Here is a 14917-nt window from a genome sequence, read left to right as displayed (position 1 = left end):
CGTTCAGGTCAGCTTGTCGGCGTGGACGGTGACGCTGTCATCGACCTCCGGCGGGGTGTCGAAGGTGTGCAGCGGCGGTGGCGAGGATACCGTCCATTCCAGTCCGCGAGCGCCCTCCCAGACACGATCGGATGCCGGCGCCCCGCTGCGCGCGCATTTCCAGACGATGTAGGCAAACAGCAGCTGCGCCAGTCCGAAGGCGAATCCGCCGACCGAGGAGATCATGTTGAATTCGGCGAACTGGACGGAGTAGTCAGGAATACGTCTCGGCATGCCGGCCAGGCCGAGGTAGTGTTGCGGGAAGAACAGCACGTTGACCGAGATGGTCGACCACCAGAAATGGATCTTGCCGAGGCGCTCATCATACATATGGCCGGTCCATTTCGGCAGCCAGTAGTAGACGCCTGCCATGATCGCAAACACCGAGCCGGTCACCAGTACGTAGTGAAAATGGGCGACGACGAAGTAGGTGTCGTGATACTGGAAGTCGGCCGGGACGATCGCCAGCATCAGGCCCGAAAAACCGCCGATGGCGAACATGATGATGAAGCCGAGGGCAAACAGCATCGGGGTCTCGAAGGTCATCGAGCCGCGCCACATGGTCGAGAGCCAGTTGAAGATCTTGACGCCGGTCGGTACCGCGATGACCATCGTGGCATACATGAAAAAGAGATTGGCGCCCAGCGGCATGCCGACGGTAAACATGTGATGGGCCCAGACAATGAACGACAGGAAGGCGATCGATGCGGTGGCGTAGACCATCGAGGTGTAGCCGAACAGCCGCTTGCGCGAGAACGTCGGCAGGATCTCCGAGATGATGCCGAAGGCCGGCAGGATCATGATGTAGACCTCGGGATGGCCGAAAAACCAGAAGATGTGCTGGTACATGACCGGATCGCCGCCGCCGGCCGCATTGAAGAAGCTGGTGCCGAAGAAACGGTCGGTCAGCAGCATGGTGACCGCGCCGGCAAGCACGGGCATGACCGCGATCAGCAGAAAACCGGTGATCAGCCAGGTCCAGACGAACAGAGGCATGCGCAGCAGCGTCATGCCAGGGGCGCGCATGTTCAGGATCGTGACGATGATGTTGATCGCGCCCATGATCGAGGAAATACCCATCAGGTGGATGGCGAAGATCACGAAGGCGATGTTGGTTCCGCCCTGCAGCGACAGCGGCGGATACAGCGTCCAGCCCGACGCCGGACCGCCCGAGGGCAGGAACAGCGTCATCAGCAGCAAGACAAAAGCGAAGGGCAGGATCCAGAACGACCAGTTGTTCATGCGCGGCAGGGCCATGTCGGGAGCGCCGATCATCAGCGGAACCATCCAGTTGGCCAGTCCGACAAAGGCCGGCATGACTGCCCCGAAGATCATGACCAGCGCATGCATGGTGGTCATCTGGTTGAAGAATTCAGGGTTGACCAGCTGCAGGCCGGGCACGAACAGCTCGGCACGGATGATCATCGCCATGGCACCGCCAACGATGAACATGAGCAGCGAAAAAACCAGGTAAAGCGTACCGATTTCCTTGTGATTGGTCGTAAACAGCCAGCGCCTCAGGCCGGTCGGATGATCGGCATGATGCTCATCATGGCTCATGGTGGTGGCGTGACTCATGGTTCGTATTCCTTGTCCTTGCGCGTCTGTTCGCTCGTTCAATCTCGTTCGCCGGTTGCGGCAACCCGTCGGGGAGCGCCTGTTGGATCGACTACTGCCGATGGGCCAGCAAGCCCGGCCTTCCTGGCTTCCACCCACTCGCGGTAGGCCTCTGGCGATACCGCCTCGACCACGATCGGCATGAAGCCGTGGTCCTTGCCGCACAGCTCGGCGCACTGGCCGCGATAGATGCCTTCTTCTTCAATGAGGGTCCAGGCCTCATTGACCATCCCCGGAACGGCATCGCGCTTCCAGCCGAGTTCGGGCACCCACCAGGAATGGATGACGTCGTCCGCGGTCAAGAGAAAGCGGATCTTGGTCTGCGTCGGCAGCACCAGCCGGTTGTCGACCTCGAGCAGGTAGTTGTCAACTTCACGCACGTCGATTCCCGATCCGATCTGCCGGGCCCGATTGCTCTCGCGATCCAGTACCGAGTAAAAGCTGATGTCGTCCTCGATGTAATCATATTTCCAAAGCCACTGATAGCCGGTGACCTTGATGTTGATTTCAGCACCACCGGTGTTTTCCATGTCGATCAGCACCCGAGTGGCCGGAACCGCCATGGCCACCAGAATTAGAACCGGTATGGCTGTCCAGGTAATTTCGGCCCGGGTCGAATGCGTGAACTTCGCCGGCTCGTAGCCTTTTGACTTGCGATGCAGGATGATCGAGGTAAACATGGCACTGAACACCAGCACGCCGATCACCGTCACGATGATCAGGATCACATTGTGTAGCTGATAGACATCCCGGCTGAATGGGGTGACCCCCTGGGGCATGTTGTCTCCGACCGCGTAAAGCCCCCAGGTCACAACCGTGATTACCGCCAGCGAGGCCAGCGCGACAATCAGTTCATTGGCTTTCTTCATCCTTGACTCACCCGTATTTGCTTACCGTCGCCCCAGCCGCTAACCGGTCCAAGGCACTCCTTGAGCGTTTGCGCCAGCTCCAGCCTTTCGTTCCACGGCAGGAACGTACCAATGGCCTGCCGTTGGCCGTGACAGGACACGAAAATGCAGTGCTCTCCCGATCGTTTCCTGTCAACATCCACGCGCACCCAGGCGGCTGGCCAGTCCTGGCGGTAATTATGCCTCACATCCTGATGATGGATCGTGAGCCTGTCTGCAGAAACCACCACCCGCTCTCTCGCCCAGTTGGCGCGCCAGGCCGTTCGCATGCACCAGCCGGTCAGTATCACATGCACAAGCGCCGCGACCATGATCGGCCAGAAACCGCGCAGGGCAGGGCCAAGCGCCACGAGCAGCGTCACCGCAGCAAGCAGGGCAAACACCGCCATCAGGCGATCCAGGCTCATCGACTGATTCGAAAACGCCTCGATCACGCTGTCCGATGACGGCCCTGAAGCATGGATCACCCGGATCACGATTCTGGCCTGTATGCAAATCTTGACCTGACGCAAACTATTCTAGCCTACCAGCGATGGTGACAACAGGAGTATTTCGACAGGCCGGCCTGACCGCCACAGTCACGCGCCGGGCCAACAGCGACAGACGCTCGCTTCGGTTACACTCTCGCTGTTGACCCTTTGATGACCGGCTGAATGGACCGCAAATGCCTGAATCTCCATGTCGTTTTGTAACCGACGAACTGCCGCCCTCCGATCCGCTGCGCCAGGCCATCGACGAGGCCTGGCTGACTGACGAAAGCGAGCACGTCCGATTCCTGCTCGAGCAGTTCACCCTGCCGGGGGAACGCTGCCGGGCCGTGAACGCACAGGCCGTGGATCTGGTGCGGCGGGTGCGCGAGCGCAGCCGGGATCCGGGTGTGATGGAAGCGTTCATGCGTGAGTACGATCTGTCCTCAGAGGAAGGCGTGGTGCTGATGTGCCTGGCCGAGGCCCTGCTGCGTATTCCGGATAACGAAACCGCCGAGAAGCTGATATCCGACAAACTCTCGGACGCAGACTGGGAATCGCATCTGGGCCGCAGCTCGTCGCTGTTCGTCAATGCGGGCACATGGGGCCTGATGCTGACCGGACGGCTGGTACGGGTGAGCGATTCGACCCGGCGCAATCTCTCTACGACCCTGGCGCGCATCGCCAACAAGTCCGGTGAGCCTGTGGTCCGTCTGGCGATCCGTCAGGCCATGCGAATCATGGGCCACCAGTACGTCATGGGCCGAACCATCGAGGCCGCGCTCGAACGATCGGGAAAGAAGGCCAACCGGCGCTTTCGCTACTCCTTCGACATGCTCGGGGAGGCGGCCATGACGGCAGCTGATGCCGACCGGTATCGGCAGTCCTACGAAGCCGCCATCAAGGCCATCGGCCAATCAAGCAAGGGCGACAACATCTTTTCGGCCCCCAGCATCTCGGTCAAGCTCTCGGCACTGCACCCGCGCTATGAGCACGCCAAGCGCGACCGCATCATGACCGAACTGACCCCCGTGCTGCTTGAGCTGGCCAAGCTGGCACGCCACCACGGTATTGCGCTGACCGTCGATGCGGAAGAGGCCCATCGCCTGATGCTCTCGCTCGACGTGTTCGCCAGCGTGCTCAAGTCGCCAGACCTGAAGGGATGGGACGGCTTCGGTCTGGCCCTGCAGGCCTATCAAAAGCGGGCCTGGAGCGTGATCGGCTGGCTGGCCGAGCAGGCCCGGTCAAGCGGTCACCGGATTCCAGTGCGGCTGGTCAAGGGCGCCTATTGGGACACCGAGATCAAGATGGCCCAGGTCGAGGGGCTGGACGGCTACCCGGTGTTTACCCGCAAAGTCAGCACGGACCTGTCCTACCTGGCCTGCGCGGCGCGCCTGCTCGAGCTTGATGACTGTTTCTACGCCCAGTTTGCCACGCACAATGCCCATACGATCGCCATGGTGCAAGAGCTGGCGGGAGATCGCAGCGACTACGAATACCAGCGCCTGCACGGCATGGGGCAGCAGCTTTACGATGAAGTGCTCGATAACGACCACTTCAACGGGCAGTGTCGCGTCTATGCGCCGGTTGGCAACCACAAGGATCTGCTGCCGTACCTGGTCCGGCGTCTGCTGGAGAACGGCGCCAACACCTCGTTCGTCAACCGCATCGTTGACGAAAAACTGCCGCCTGAAGAAGTGGTCGACGACCCCATTGCCGAAGTGCGCGAGCTCGAACAGATTCCCCATCCGCGCATCCCGCTGCCGGTCAATCTGTTCGGTGCTGAGCGCCGCAACAGTCGCGGAATCAACTTTCCCGAGGAGCAGGTGCTCGCCAGCCTCAAGCGGGACATGGAGCAGACTGCAACCGCCCAGTGGCGAGCCCGACCACTGGGCGAGGTTGTCGGTGAGGGGGAACACGGCCGGTCGTGCGCGCCGTCCGCAAGCAGCGAGAGCGTCGGCGAGGTCATCTGGACCGATCCGGACTCGGCCAGCGACACGGTCACGGCAGCGCTGGCGGCACAGCCGGCCTGGGACGAACGCGGCGCCGGCGAGCGCGCCGAGCTGCTCGAGGCCATTGCCGACGCACTCGAGGCTCATCGCGCCGAATTCATCGCGCTGTGCGCCAGGGAGGCCGGCAAGTCCCTGCCCGATGGTATTGCCGAGGTTCGCGAAGCGGCTGATTTCTGCCGCTACTACGCGCAGCAGGCGCGCGAACACCTGGCCGAACCCCTGGTTCTGCCCGGACCGACCGGCGAGCATAACGCGCTGCATTTCCACGGCAAGGGTGTGTTCGTCTGCATCAGTCCGTGGAATTTCCCGCTGGCGATCTTCACCGGCCAGATCGCGGCTGCCCTGGTCACAGGCAACTGCGTGATCGCCAAGCCGGCTGAGCAAACGCCGCTGATTGCGGCCCGGGCCATCGGGCTGATGCATGAAGCCGGCGTGCCCCCGGGAGTGCTGCACTGCCTGCCCGGAAACGGCAAGGTGGGTGCCGCATTGACGGCCGACCCGCGCATCAGCGGCGTGGCTTTCACCGGTTCGACCGACACCGCGCGCCTGATCAATCGCAGCCTGGCCGAACGTGACGGGCCGCTGGCCACCCTGATTGCCGAAACCGGCGGACAGAACGCGATGATCGTCGATTCCTCGGCCCTGCCCGAACAGGTGGTGCGAGACGTGATCCAGTCGGCATTTCTGAGCGCCGGTCAGCGCTGCTCTGCGCTCCGGATTCTGTGCGTCCAGACCGACATTGCCGACCACCTGCTCGACATGCTTGCCGGCGCGATGGCAGAAATATCGGTCGGCGAACCGGGCCTGCTAGCCACCGATGTCGGACCGGTCATCGATGCCGGTCAGCTGGACATGCTCCAGAAACACGCCGCGCGCATGGATCGAGAAGCGCGCCTGATCGCGCGGGCACCAGTGCCCGACAGCCTGCCTCAGGGCTACTGGTTTGCACCCTGCGCCTACGAGATCGACCGGATCGACCAGCTTGAAGGCGAGGTGTTCGGGCCCGTTCTGCACGTGGTGCGCTACCGGGCCGGCAAACTTGACGAGCTGATCGCGCAAATCAACGCCACAGGCTATGGCCTGACCCTCGGCGTCCACAGCCGCATCGACCGCGTACAGCACTATATCTGCAGCCGCGTGCATGCCGGCAACCGGTACGTCAACCGCAACATGACCGGGGCGGTCGTGGGGGTGCAGCCGTTTGGCGGCGAGCGGCTGTCGGGCACCGGACCCAAAGCCGGCGGACCGCACTACCTGCCGCGCTTCGTGACCGAGCGGACGCTGACCATCAACACGGCGGCCGTTGGCGGCAACGCATCGCTGCTGGCGCTGTCAGACTGATGAGGACAGGCACCGTTCAGCGGATGGGCAGTTGCATTGATGTATGAGCAGTACTACGGGCTGCGCGAACGGCCATTTGCCATTACGCCGAACCCGCGCTTTGTCTACCTGAGTCCGCGCCATCGCGACGCGCTGGCGCACCTGCTCTATGGCGTGGGGCAGGGCGGCAGCGGCGGTTTCGTCCAGCTGACCGGCGAAGTCGGCACCGGCAAGACGACTCTGTGCAGAGTGGTGCTCGAGCAGGTACCGGAGCATACCCGGGTCGCGCTGGTACTCAACCCCATGCTCAGCCCGGCCGAGCTGCTGCGCGCCATCTGTGTCGAGCTGGAAGTCGATCCCGGCGATAATAGCGACAGCCTGCAGCAACTGCAGGACCGCCTCAATCGCTTTCTGCTCGAACGCCACGCCGCCGGCGAACGGGTTGTGCTGATCATCGACGAAGCCCAGAACATGAGTCGCGAGGCGCTTGAGCAGATTCGCCTGTTGACCAATCTCGAGACCGACACCGACAAGCTGCTGCAGATCATCCTTCTGGGCCAGCCGGAGCTGCGTGAACTGCTGGCACGACCGGCGCTGCGTCAGCTGGCACAGCGCATTACCGCCCGCTACCATCTCGACCCGCTCGACGAAAGCGAGACTGAAGCCTACGTGCGCCATCGACTCGGCGTTGCCGGCGCAGCCCGATGCCCCTTCAGCGCCGACGGACTGCACGCACTCTACGACACCTCCGAGGGCGTCCCGCGCCTGATCAACATCATTGCCGACCGCGCCCTGATTGCCGGCTACACCCGTGAACAGGAGAGAATCGGCGGTGGCCTGGTTCGCGCCGCGGCGCGGGAAGTGGCCGGCGAGGAGGCCGAGCCGTCCGGTGGCTGGCTGCGCGGCATGCTGGCCGTGGCCGGGCTGGCGGTGTTCATCGCGATTGGCGGCGCGCTGTCCTGGATGCTCTTGCAGCCGCCCGATAACAGCGCCCAGGCCGGTCAGCCCGCCTGGCAGAACATGCTCGCCGACGCCAGCGCACAGACTGCCTGGATGGAGGTCGCATCGCTGTGGCCGCAGGCCGGGCCGGAAGCAGTGGCCACTGCATGCCGGCTCCCCGACGCTGAAAACGGCCTGGCCTGCGTGTCGCTGCGCGGCAGCTGGGCCTATGTGCAGGAGGTCGGCATGCCGGCTGTGCTCCACTTAACCGACCCCGTCGGCGCGCGCGTCCTGCTGGTCGGGTTTGACCTCAACCACGCGATCCTGCGTCACCAGGGCCAGGACTGGCGCGTACCGCTGAGCCAGCTCGATCGACGCTGGCTGGGCGAGTTTCAGGTGGTCTGGCCCGATGATGGCCAGTTGCTCAGACAGGGCGATCGCGGCGAGGTGGTTGCGCGCATGAAGCGGCTGGCCGCTGAAATTGATCATCCGCCATGGACCGGTGGCGATTCCGGGCAGTATGATGAGACCTTCAGACAATGGGTCGTCGAGTTTCAGCGACGGCACGGCCTCAACGATGACGGTGTCATCGGCCCGGTCACGCGCCTGTTGATGGGACTTCCGCAACAGCAGGCGCCGGCGCTGGTGCTGGATAATCACGGAGCCTGACGGTGTCTTTCATACTCGATGCACTGCGCAAGTCGGAAGCCGAGCGGCGCCGCGGACAGGTGCCGGCGCTCGATACGCCCGACGGCTCACCGCCGCCGCGCAAGCCGCGTCGCAACGGCTGGCTGCTGGCAGTGCTCACGGCAGTCGTGCTCGGGGGTGCCGGCTTGTTCGCTGCGTCCCGAACGGGCTGGATCGAGCAGCGCCTGGTCGGCGGCGATACGATCGAACAGTCACGCGCGACACCTGGAGCGGACACCCCGGAGCGCGGCGATACGCCCCCACAGCCCCCCGCGGAACAGCCCGTTGCAGAGTCGCCATCGTCCGTGCCCACCGTGGCGCCGGCGCCGGATGATGGCGCCGACGCGGTGGATTTCGACAAGCCGCAGCCGGGATCCGACCGACGCGAGCGGCGTCCGGGTGCGCCGGCGCCGGCCGACCGCAGCGTCAGCCGGCCGGCGCCCAAGCGCGAATACGTGACGGCGTCGTCGGAAGAGGCGCTGCGCGAGCTCGAGCGACGATACGCGCAGCAGCTCGAGCAGCGCGATTCCGCGCCGGCCGGCAAGGCGGCAGCAGATTCCGCCAGCGACCAGAAGTCGACTTCACAGGCCGATGGCGAACCGGCGAAACCGGCCGCGCCCGAACGCTCCGGAATCCCCGAAACAGCCGAACCCCGGCAGCCGGACACGCCGTGGCGATCCGATGCCCCGGAGTATGTGCGCGCCTGGGAGCTGCCGCTGTCGGTACGGCGCAGTCTTCCCGATCTCAGCCTGAGCATTCATGTCTTTGCGCCGGAAGCACGCGACCGGTTTGTGCTCATCAACGGTGAGCGCTACCGGCCGGGGGATCGTATCGATGGCGATACCCGGCTGGTCGATATCCGCCGGGAGGGTGCAATCGTGGACTTCAGGGAGCATCGTTTCCTGATCGAACCGTGATTGTCCAGCCGTTTCCGAGCAGCCGACCGGGCCGGCCGGCGTGGCCCTGGATGCTGACGCTGTTCAGCGCTGTCCTGGTCGCCGCACTCATTGCCCACGAATTCACTGCTGGCGGCAGCGCGGCTGCCTGGCTGGAGACCTGGGGTCTGGTGCCGCTGTGGTTCTGGGAGGCGGTCAGTACGGACCCGGTAGACTGGACCGATCCGGCCCTGACCGGCATCGTGACCGCCCTGTTCGTGCATGTCGAATGGCTCCACCTGGCCGGCAACCTGGCCTATTTCTGGGTCTTCGGCATCATGGTCGAGCGCGCGCTGGGGCCGTGGCGCTTTGCGCTGTGCTTTCTGCTGCTCGGGGGGCTGGCCAACGCCTGCCTGGCCTGGCAGATGGCCGGCTCAGACACGCCGGTCATCGGCGCCAGCGGCGGCGTATCGGCCATTGTCGGACTGTATCTCGGACTGTTCCCGGGGCGCCGCATGGGGCTGTGGCTGCCGCTCGGCCTGTACATTCAGTTTGCCCGTGTCCCGGGATTGGTCGTCATTGGCTCCTGGTTCGCGCTGCAGATGATCTACACGGTATTCGGCGTCGGCGTCGAGGCGGTCGCCTGGGCAGCGCATCTGGCCGGGTTTGTGGGCGGCCTGACGATTGCGCTCTTGCTGCGCGTGTTTTCCGTTAATATCGACACCGCTTTTCTGCAAGACTGAGTGTCCATGTTCAAGGTCAGCTTCATCAATCACGGGAAGGTCTACGAGCTGTTCTGCCGGAAGGTTTCGGGGAGCGATATCGGCTACGCTTTTGTCGAGGCCTCCGATCTGGTGTTCGATCCCGACGACGCGGTTGTCATCGACCCCGTGGAAGAGCGAATGCGCGAGGAATTCCAGGATGTGGAAGTGCTGCATATCCCCCTGCATTCCGTCATCCGCATCGAGCAGGTGCGCAAGCGCGGCACCTGCGTCATTCGTGACCGCGACAGCGGGGAAAAGGTCACCTCGCTGCCGCTCGACGGCCCTCGTCGTCGGCGCTAGTTGAACTGAACGGACGGTAGTGCAATAGTGTGGCGCGGTTCGCGACCCGCGACTGGCGAGAAAAAATCCAACAGGGAACAAAAGCATGAGTGAGACCCCCGGTACGCAAGGCGAACGTCTGACTGGCGCCAGCGCCGACAGGAGCTGGATCGACCGCGCTCTCAATGTCATCGAAGTGGTCGGCAACAAGCTGCCCGACCCGGCGATGCTGTTTTTGCTGCTGATGATTGTGGTGTGGATCCTGTCGTGGCTGCTGTCGGGCGTGCAGTTCGGCACCATGCATCCATCGACCGGCGAGGCGATCGCCGTCACCAACCTGCTTACCGGCCAGCAGCTGGTCAGTTTTCTGACCACCATGGTCACGACCTTCACCAGCTTTGCCCCGCTGGGCGTGGTGCTGGTCGCCATGCTGGGGGTGGGCGTGGCCGAGCAGAGCGGCTATATCAACGCACTGCTCAAGAAGCTGCTGGCTTTCACGCCGAAGATGCTGCTCACCCCAATGCTGATCCTGATTGCCATTGTCAGCCACACCGCCGTGGACGCGGGCTACGTGGTGGTGATTCCGCTCGGTGGCATCATCTTCTATGCCGCCGGGCGGCATCCCCTGGCCGGCATCGCCGCCGCCTTTGCCGGCGTCTCGGGCGGCTTTTCGGCCAATTTTGTGCCGTCAGCGCTCGATCCACTGCTCATGGGCTTTACCCTGCCGGCGGCCCAGATCGCCGACGCCAGCATCGAGCTGCACCCGCTGATCAACTGGTACTTCACCTCGGCATCCTGTCTGATTATTGTTGCGCTGGGCTGGTGGCTGACCGACCGGGTGATCGAACCCCGGCTGGCCAACACGCCGCTCGACGGGGACGAGGACGACATGCCCGAAATGCATCCGATCGATGTCCGGGAAACCCGGGCCATGTGGGTAGCGACCGCGATCATGGTGATTGGCTTCGCGCTACTGATCCTGGCCATGGTGCCGGAAGCCTCACCGTTTCGCGACCCGGAAAAGGGCACGCTGACGGAATTCTCCGCGCCGATCATGCAGTCGATCGTGCCGCTGATCTTCCTGTTCTTTGTCGTGCCCGGCGTCATCTACGGCTTCATGGCCGGGACCTTCAAGAAAAGCAAGGACGTGGTCGACGCCATGTCGGAAACGATGGGCTCGATGGCCTACTACATCGTCATGGCCTTTTTCTGCGCCCTGTTCGTGGCCGAGTTCGGCCGTTCCGGCCTCGGGATTCTGCTGGCCGTGGAGGGCGGAAACTTCCTGGCCAGCCTGCAGCTTCCAGGCGGCATGACCCTGTTCGGCATTATCCTGCTGGTCGGGTTCGTGAATCTGTTCGTCGGCTCGGCCTCGGCCAAGTGGGCGTTGCTGGCACCGATCTTCGTGCCGATGCTGATGCAGGTCGGCTTTTCGCCCGAACTGACCCAGGCCGCCTATCGGGTCGGCGATTCCTCGACCAACATCATCACACCGCTGATGCCGTATTTCCCGCTGGTCGTTGTCTACTGCCAGCGCTACGTCAAGGGCACCGGCATCGGCACGCTGGTATCGTTGATGCTGCCGTACTCGGTGGTGTTCCTGCTGGTCTGGTCGCTGTTTCTGGTTGGCTACTGGATGCTCGGCATTCCGCTCGGCCCCGGCACCAGCTACGTTTATCCGTAAGGCCTGCCCGTCAGGTCATTCAGCGCTCGATCCACTCGGCTGGATCGAGCGGCTGGCCGCTGCGCCGGATTTCGAAATAAAGACCGGCGTCGGCCACGCCCCCGGTCTGACCGACCGAGGCAATCACATCGGCCGGGGCCACCCAGTCACCCACATCGGCCCGCAGTGAATCGTTGTGCGCGTACAGGCTCATGAACTCATCCCCGTGGTCGATGATCAGCAGCAATCCGTAACCGCGCAACCAGTCGGCATAGGCAACCCGTCCGTGAGCGATGGCGCGAACATCCCGCCCTGCTGGTGCCCCGATCAACCATCCGGTCCACTCCAGTTCACCGCCGCGCGGGTCGCCGAACTGCTGGCGCAGGGCGCCGGTTACAGGCATCGGCAGGCGGCCGCGCAACTCGCCAAACCCCGGCACAGCAATCTCAGGCGGAATGTCGGCCAGGGCATCGCTCAGACGGGCGATCAGCGCGGCCAGTTCAGCGGCGCTGTCTTCAAGCTCGGCCAGTCGTTCCCGGTTGCCTTGCACGCGCTGGTCGATCGAGGCGAGCGCCTGCGACCGGCGGGCAAGGGCCTGTTCAAGGCGTTCGCTGTCGCGCTGTTGCTCGGCCAGCAGTGCATCGAGCGCCTGTAATTCCGTCTCCAGTGACTGGCGCGACGCTGCCAGGCGGCCGATGCTTTCATTGAGGCTGGTCATGACCGAGGCGCGCGCCCGCGACAGATAGCCATGGTAGGCCAGGCGCCGCGACAGCAGCCGGGGATCGTCCTGGTTGAGCAGCATTTTCAGGCGGGACTGTCGGCCGAGGCGATAGGCCGTCGTCAATTGCCGCCCGAGCAGGCCGGCCTGCTCGGCCACCCGAGCTTCGAGCATCGCGCCTTCAGCCTCGAGCCCGGTGATTCGCTGGCGGGTTCGATCCAGGGCCTGGCGCGTCTGGTCACGGGCACGGCGCGCACGTCCGGCTTCCCGCTCGGCGTCGGCCAGCTGCTGCAGCAGCGCATCGCGCTGGCCGAGATCGTGATCGATCCGCTCCTGGATTGCCGCAATCTGTTGCCTGACCTCATCGAGCTGCTGTTCCAGTTCGTCACGCTGCTGGGCCATCGGCTGGCTCCAGGCTGCCGCAAGCAGCCCGGCGGCCAGCCAGAGAACGGGTCGCAGGGGCTCAGACACCCGAGTTGAGCGGTCGACCGGTCATTGCCGCTGGCATCTCCAGTCCGAGCAGCTTGAGCATGGTCGGCGCAATATCGCGCAAGCTGCCGCCATCTCTCAGCGCCAGCTGCCGCGGGCCGTGGTAGACCAAGGGCACCGGATTGGTGGTATGCGCGGTGTGCGGCTGGCCGTTGTCGCCATCGGTCATCTGCTCGACGTTGCCGTGATCGGCCGTGATCAGCAGTTCTCCGCCGCGCTCATCGACGGCCTGCAGCACTTCACCAAGCAGTCGATCGACGGCCTCGACCGCTGCAATTGCGGCTTCGAACACGCCGCTATGGCCAACCATGTCAGGATTGGCGACATTGCAGATGATGACCTGATGTTTGCCCGCATTCACGGCGGCGACCAGCTCGCGGGTCAGTTCCGGCGCACTCATCTCCGGCTGGAGGTCATAGGTGGCGACCTTCGGGGACGGAATCAGCTTGCGGTCCTCGCCGTCGAAGACCTGCTCCTGTCCGCCGTTGAAGAAGTAGGTCACGTGAGCGTATTTCTCGGTTTCCGCAATTCGAAGCTGACGCATTCCCGCAGCGGCCAACTCGCCGCCGAGCAGATGATTCAGGCGCTCGGGCTCGAACACGGCAGCGGTCGGCAGGTCGTCCTGGTATCGGGTCATGGTGACCATCGCATCAAGGGCGGGACGTCGCGCGGCAAAACCGTCAAAGCCGTCTTCGACCAGGGCTCGGGTCAGCTGGCGGGCGCGATCGGCACGGAAATTAATGAATATCACGACGTCACCGTCAGCAACTCGATGTCCGCTCCCGATCACGGTCGGGGCCACGAATTCATCGTCCTCGCCGCGCGCGTAGGCCGCAGCGAGCGCGTCCAGAGCGCTGTCGGCGAACTGTTCGGCCCGGGCCTCGACGATGGCCTGCCAGGCACGCTCTGTCCGTGGCCATCGACGATCCCGGTCCATCGCGTAGTAGCGGCCGGTGACGCTGGCCAGGCTGGCATTGGCATGTCCGTCCAGCGCCTCTTGCAATCGCTCGAGCGAAGGCCCGGCGCTGCGCGGCGGCGTATCCCGGCCATCGAGAAAGGCGTGCACGGCGACTTCGGACACGCCACGTTCGAGCGCCAGCGCCAGAGTCGCCAACAAATGGTCTTCATGGCTATGCACCCCGCCCGGCGAGAGCAGGCCCATGACATGCAAGCACCCGCCGCTCTCTCGGCAGTGTTCGATGGCATCGAGCAGAACCGGGCTGCGCTGGAAACTGCCATCCGCGATGGCCTTGCCGATCCGCGTCAGCTCCTGGTAGACGATACGGCCGGCCCCGATGTTCATGTGCCCGACCTCCGAGTTGCCCATCTGCCCGGGCGGCAAACCGACCGCCTCGCCCGAGGCCTGCAGCAGGGTGTGCGGATCGGTCCGCCAGATTCTGTCCCAGTTGGGCGTGGCGGCACAGCTGATGGCGTTGTCTTCGGCCACCTCGCGGTATCCCCATCCATCGAGGATCAGCAGCACAAGCGGAAGATGCGGGTCCATAGGGGGTCTCTCGGACTGCGATCGAAGTGCTCATTATCCCACACGCGTTGGCCGTGATGCTGGCAACGCACGGCCAGATCAGCGATAATAACGGGTTTGACCCGAGCCGAATGACGTTCATGGATCAGCTGATCGAGTTTGTCGGCAACAACCTGTTGCTCAGCGGCCTGTTCGCCGCCGTGGCGGTAGCCTGGATCTTCTACGAGATCAGCCGCAAGCTGCGCAAGTGGCACGAGCTGGGCACGCTGGAAGCGGTACAGATCATCAACCGCCAGGAGCCGTTGATCGTCGATGTCTCCAACAGCAGCGACTACGCCAAGGGCCATATTGCCGGCGCGCTGCACCTGCCGCCGTCGCAGCTCGAAGCCGGTGATCAGCGGCTCGACAAGTACCGTGATCGTCCGGTTCTGATCTATTGCAAGAACGGTCAGGTGTCGCCACAGATGGCCACACGTCTGACCCGTAAGGGCTTTGGCCAGGTCTACGTCCTCAACGGCGGGCTGGCGCAGTGGATCAGCGATCAGCAGCCGGTCACGCGACACAAGGGGGCAGCCAGGAACGCTCCGGGCGGCAAGGGCAAGCGCAAGAATCGCCGACAGGCCGACAAGACCGGCACCGACGCCTGATCGCAGCGCAATC

The 14917-nt window shown here is 64.0% G+C and carries 12 protein-coding genes; 7 read left to right on the top strand and 5 right to left on the bottom strand.

Translation table 11 applies throughout. The features are described 5' to 3' along the window. Positions 1–3: 3 nt before the first annotated feature. The 3 genes from ctaD to HND55_08560 are packed head-to-tail and all read right to left on the bottom strand — an operon-like array spanning position 4 to position 3031. Positions 4–1617: a cytochrome c oxidase subunit I gene (ctaD, locus tag HND55_08570; protein QKK02696.1), complete on the bottom strand. Its 1614-nt coding sequence runs from the start codon at positions 1615–1617 to the stop codon at positions 4–6. Positions 1618–1655: 38 nt separating this feature from the next. Further along, the gene (coxB, locus tag HND55_08565) at positions 1656–2525 is read right to left on the bottom strand and encodes a cytochrome c oxidase subunit II (GenBank protein QKK02695.1); all 870 of its coding nucleotides are present in this window, start codon (positions 2523–2525) and stop codon (positions 1656–1658) included. Beyond that, positions 2522–3031, bottom strand: a complete 510-nt coding sequence (locus HND55_08560) for a DUF2244 domain-containing protein (GenBank protein ID QKK02694.1) — start codon at positions 3029–3031, stop codon at positions 2522–2524. The genes coxB and HND55_08560 overlap by 4 nt, the downstream gene beginning before the upstream one ends. Positions 3032–3228: 197 nt before the next feature. Between HND55_08560 and putA the strand changes: the two genes are divergently transcribed. From putA to HND55_08530, 6 genes are all read left to right on the top strand, one after another. Continuing rightward, the gene (gene putA / locus HND55_08555; protein QKK02693.1) at positions 3229–6384 is read left to right on the top strand and encodes a bifunctional proline dehydrogenase/L-glutamate gamma-semialdehyde dehydrogenase PutA; all 3156 of its coding nucleotides are present in this window, start codon (positions 3229–3231) and stop codon (positions 6382–6384) included. 39 nt (positions 6385–6423) lie between these two features. Further along, entirely contained in the window at positions 6424–7971 is a 1548-nt protein-coding gene (locus tag HND55_08550; protein QKK02692.1) for an AAA family ATPase, read from the top strand. Between the two features lie 2 nt (positions 7972–7973). Further along, on the top strand, positions 7974–8906 hold the full coding sequence (locus tag HND55_08545; protein QKK02691.1) for a GspB domain-containing protein: 933 nt from the start codon (positions 7974–7976) through the stop codon (positions 8904–8906). A gap of 50 nt (positions 8907–8956) precedes the next feature. Continuing rightward, positions 8957–9607 (top strand): rhomboid family intramembrane serine protease, encoded by a 651-nt coding sequence (locus tag HND55_08540; protein ID QKK02690.1) that lies wholly within the window; start codon positions 8957–8959, stop codon positions 9605–9607. 6 nt (positions 9608–9613) lie between these two features. Continuing rightward, entirely contained in the window at positions 9614–9928 is a 315-nt protein-coding gene (locus HND55_08535) for a DUF1820 family protein (GenBank protein ID QKK02689.1), read from the top strand. Positions 9929–10013: 85 nt separating this feature from the next. Continuing rightward, entirely contained in the window at positions 10014–11588 is a 1575-nt protein-coding gene (locus HND55_08530) for an AbgT family transporter (GenBank protein QKK02688.1), read from the top strand. 19 nt (positions 11589–11607) lie between these two features. Here the strand turns inward: HND55_08530 and HND55_08525 are convergent, their stop codons facing one another. Both HND55_08525 and HND55_08520 read right to left on the bottom strand, forming a co-directional pair. Next, positions 11608–12756: a peptidoglycan DD-metalloendopeptidase family protein gene (locus tag HND55_08525; protein ID QKK02687.1), complete on the bottom strand. Its 1149-nt coding sequence runs from the start codon at positions 12754–12756 to the stop codon at positions 11608–11610. Then, positions 12749–14278 carry a 2,3-bisphosphoglycerate-independent phosphoglycerate mutase gene (locus HND55_08520; protein ID QKK02686.1) on the bottom strand — a complete coding sequence of 510 codons (1530 nt, stop codon included), beginning with the start codon at positions 14276–14278 and terminating at the stop codon, positions 12749–12751. Before HND55_08520 ends, HND55_08525 begins: the two co-directional genes overlap by 8 nt. A 119-nt stretch (positions 14279–14397) precedes the next feature. Here HND55_08520 and HND55_08515 point away from each other — a divergent pair, with 119 nt between their 5' ends. Then, positions 14398–14904, top strand: coding sequence for a rhodanese-like domain-containing protein (locus HND55_08515; GenBank protein QKK02685.1), 507 nt, complete (start codon positions 14398–14400; stop codon positions 14902–14904). Positions 14905–14917: the final 13 nt, after the last annotated feature.

Source organism: Pseudomonadota bacterium, from assembly GCA_013285445.1.
Lineage (GTDB): Bacteria > Pseudomonadota > Gammaproteobacteria > Xanthomonadales > Wenzhouxiangellaceae > Wenzhouxiangella.
Note: the sequence above shows the minus strand (reverse complement) of the source record. Positions and strands in the feature narration are given on the sequence as shown.

What these genes read in the sequence shown, in the direction of transcription:
- ctaD (QKK02696.1), bottom strand. Translation starts at nt 1,617, where the DNA reads ATGAGTCACGCCACCACCATGAGCCATGATGAGCATCATGCCGATCAT.
- HND55_08540 (QKK02690.1), top strand. Translation starts at nt 8,957, where the DNA reads ATGCTGACGCTGTTCAGCGCTGTCCTGGTCGCCGCACTCATTGCCCAC.
- HND55_08535 (QKK02689.1), top strand. Translation starts at nt 9,614, where the DNA reads ATGTTCAAGGTCAGCTTCATCAATCACGGGAAGGTCTACGAGCTGTTC.
- coxB (QKK02695.1), bottom strand. Translation starts at nt 2,525, where the DNA reads ATGAAGAAAGCCAATGAACTGATTGTCGCGCTGGCCTCGCTGGCGGTA.
- HND55_08530 (QKK02688.1), top strand. Translation starts at nt 10,014, where the DNA reads ATGAGTGAGACCCCCGGTACGCAAGGCGAACGTCTGACTGGCGCCAGC.
- HND55_08550 (QKK02692.1), top strand. Translation starts at nt 6,424, where the DNA reads ATGTATGAGCAGTACTACGGGCTGCGCGAACGGCCATTTGCCATTACG.
- HND55_08520 (QKK02686.1), bottom strand. Translation starts at nt 14,278, where the DNA reads ATGGACCCGCATCTTCCGCTTGTGCTGCTGATCCTCGATGGATGGGGA.
- HND55_08515 (QKK02685.1), top strand. Translation starts at nt 14,398, where the DNA reads ATGGATCAGCTGATCGAGTTTGTCGGCAACAACCTGTTGCTCAGCGGC.
- putA (QKK02693.1), top strand. Translation starts at nt 3,229, where the DNA reads ATGCCTGAATCTCCATGTCGTTTTGTAACCGACGAACTGCCGCCCTCC.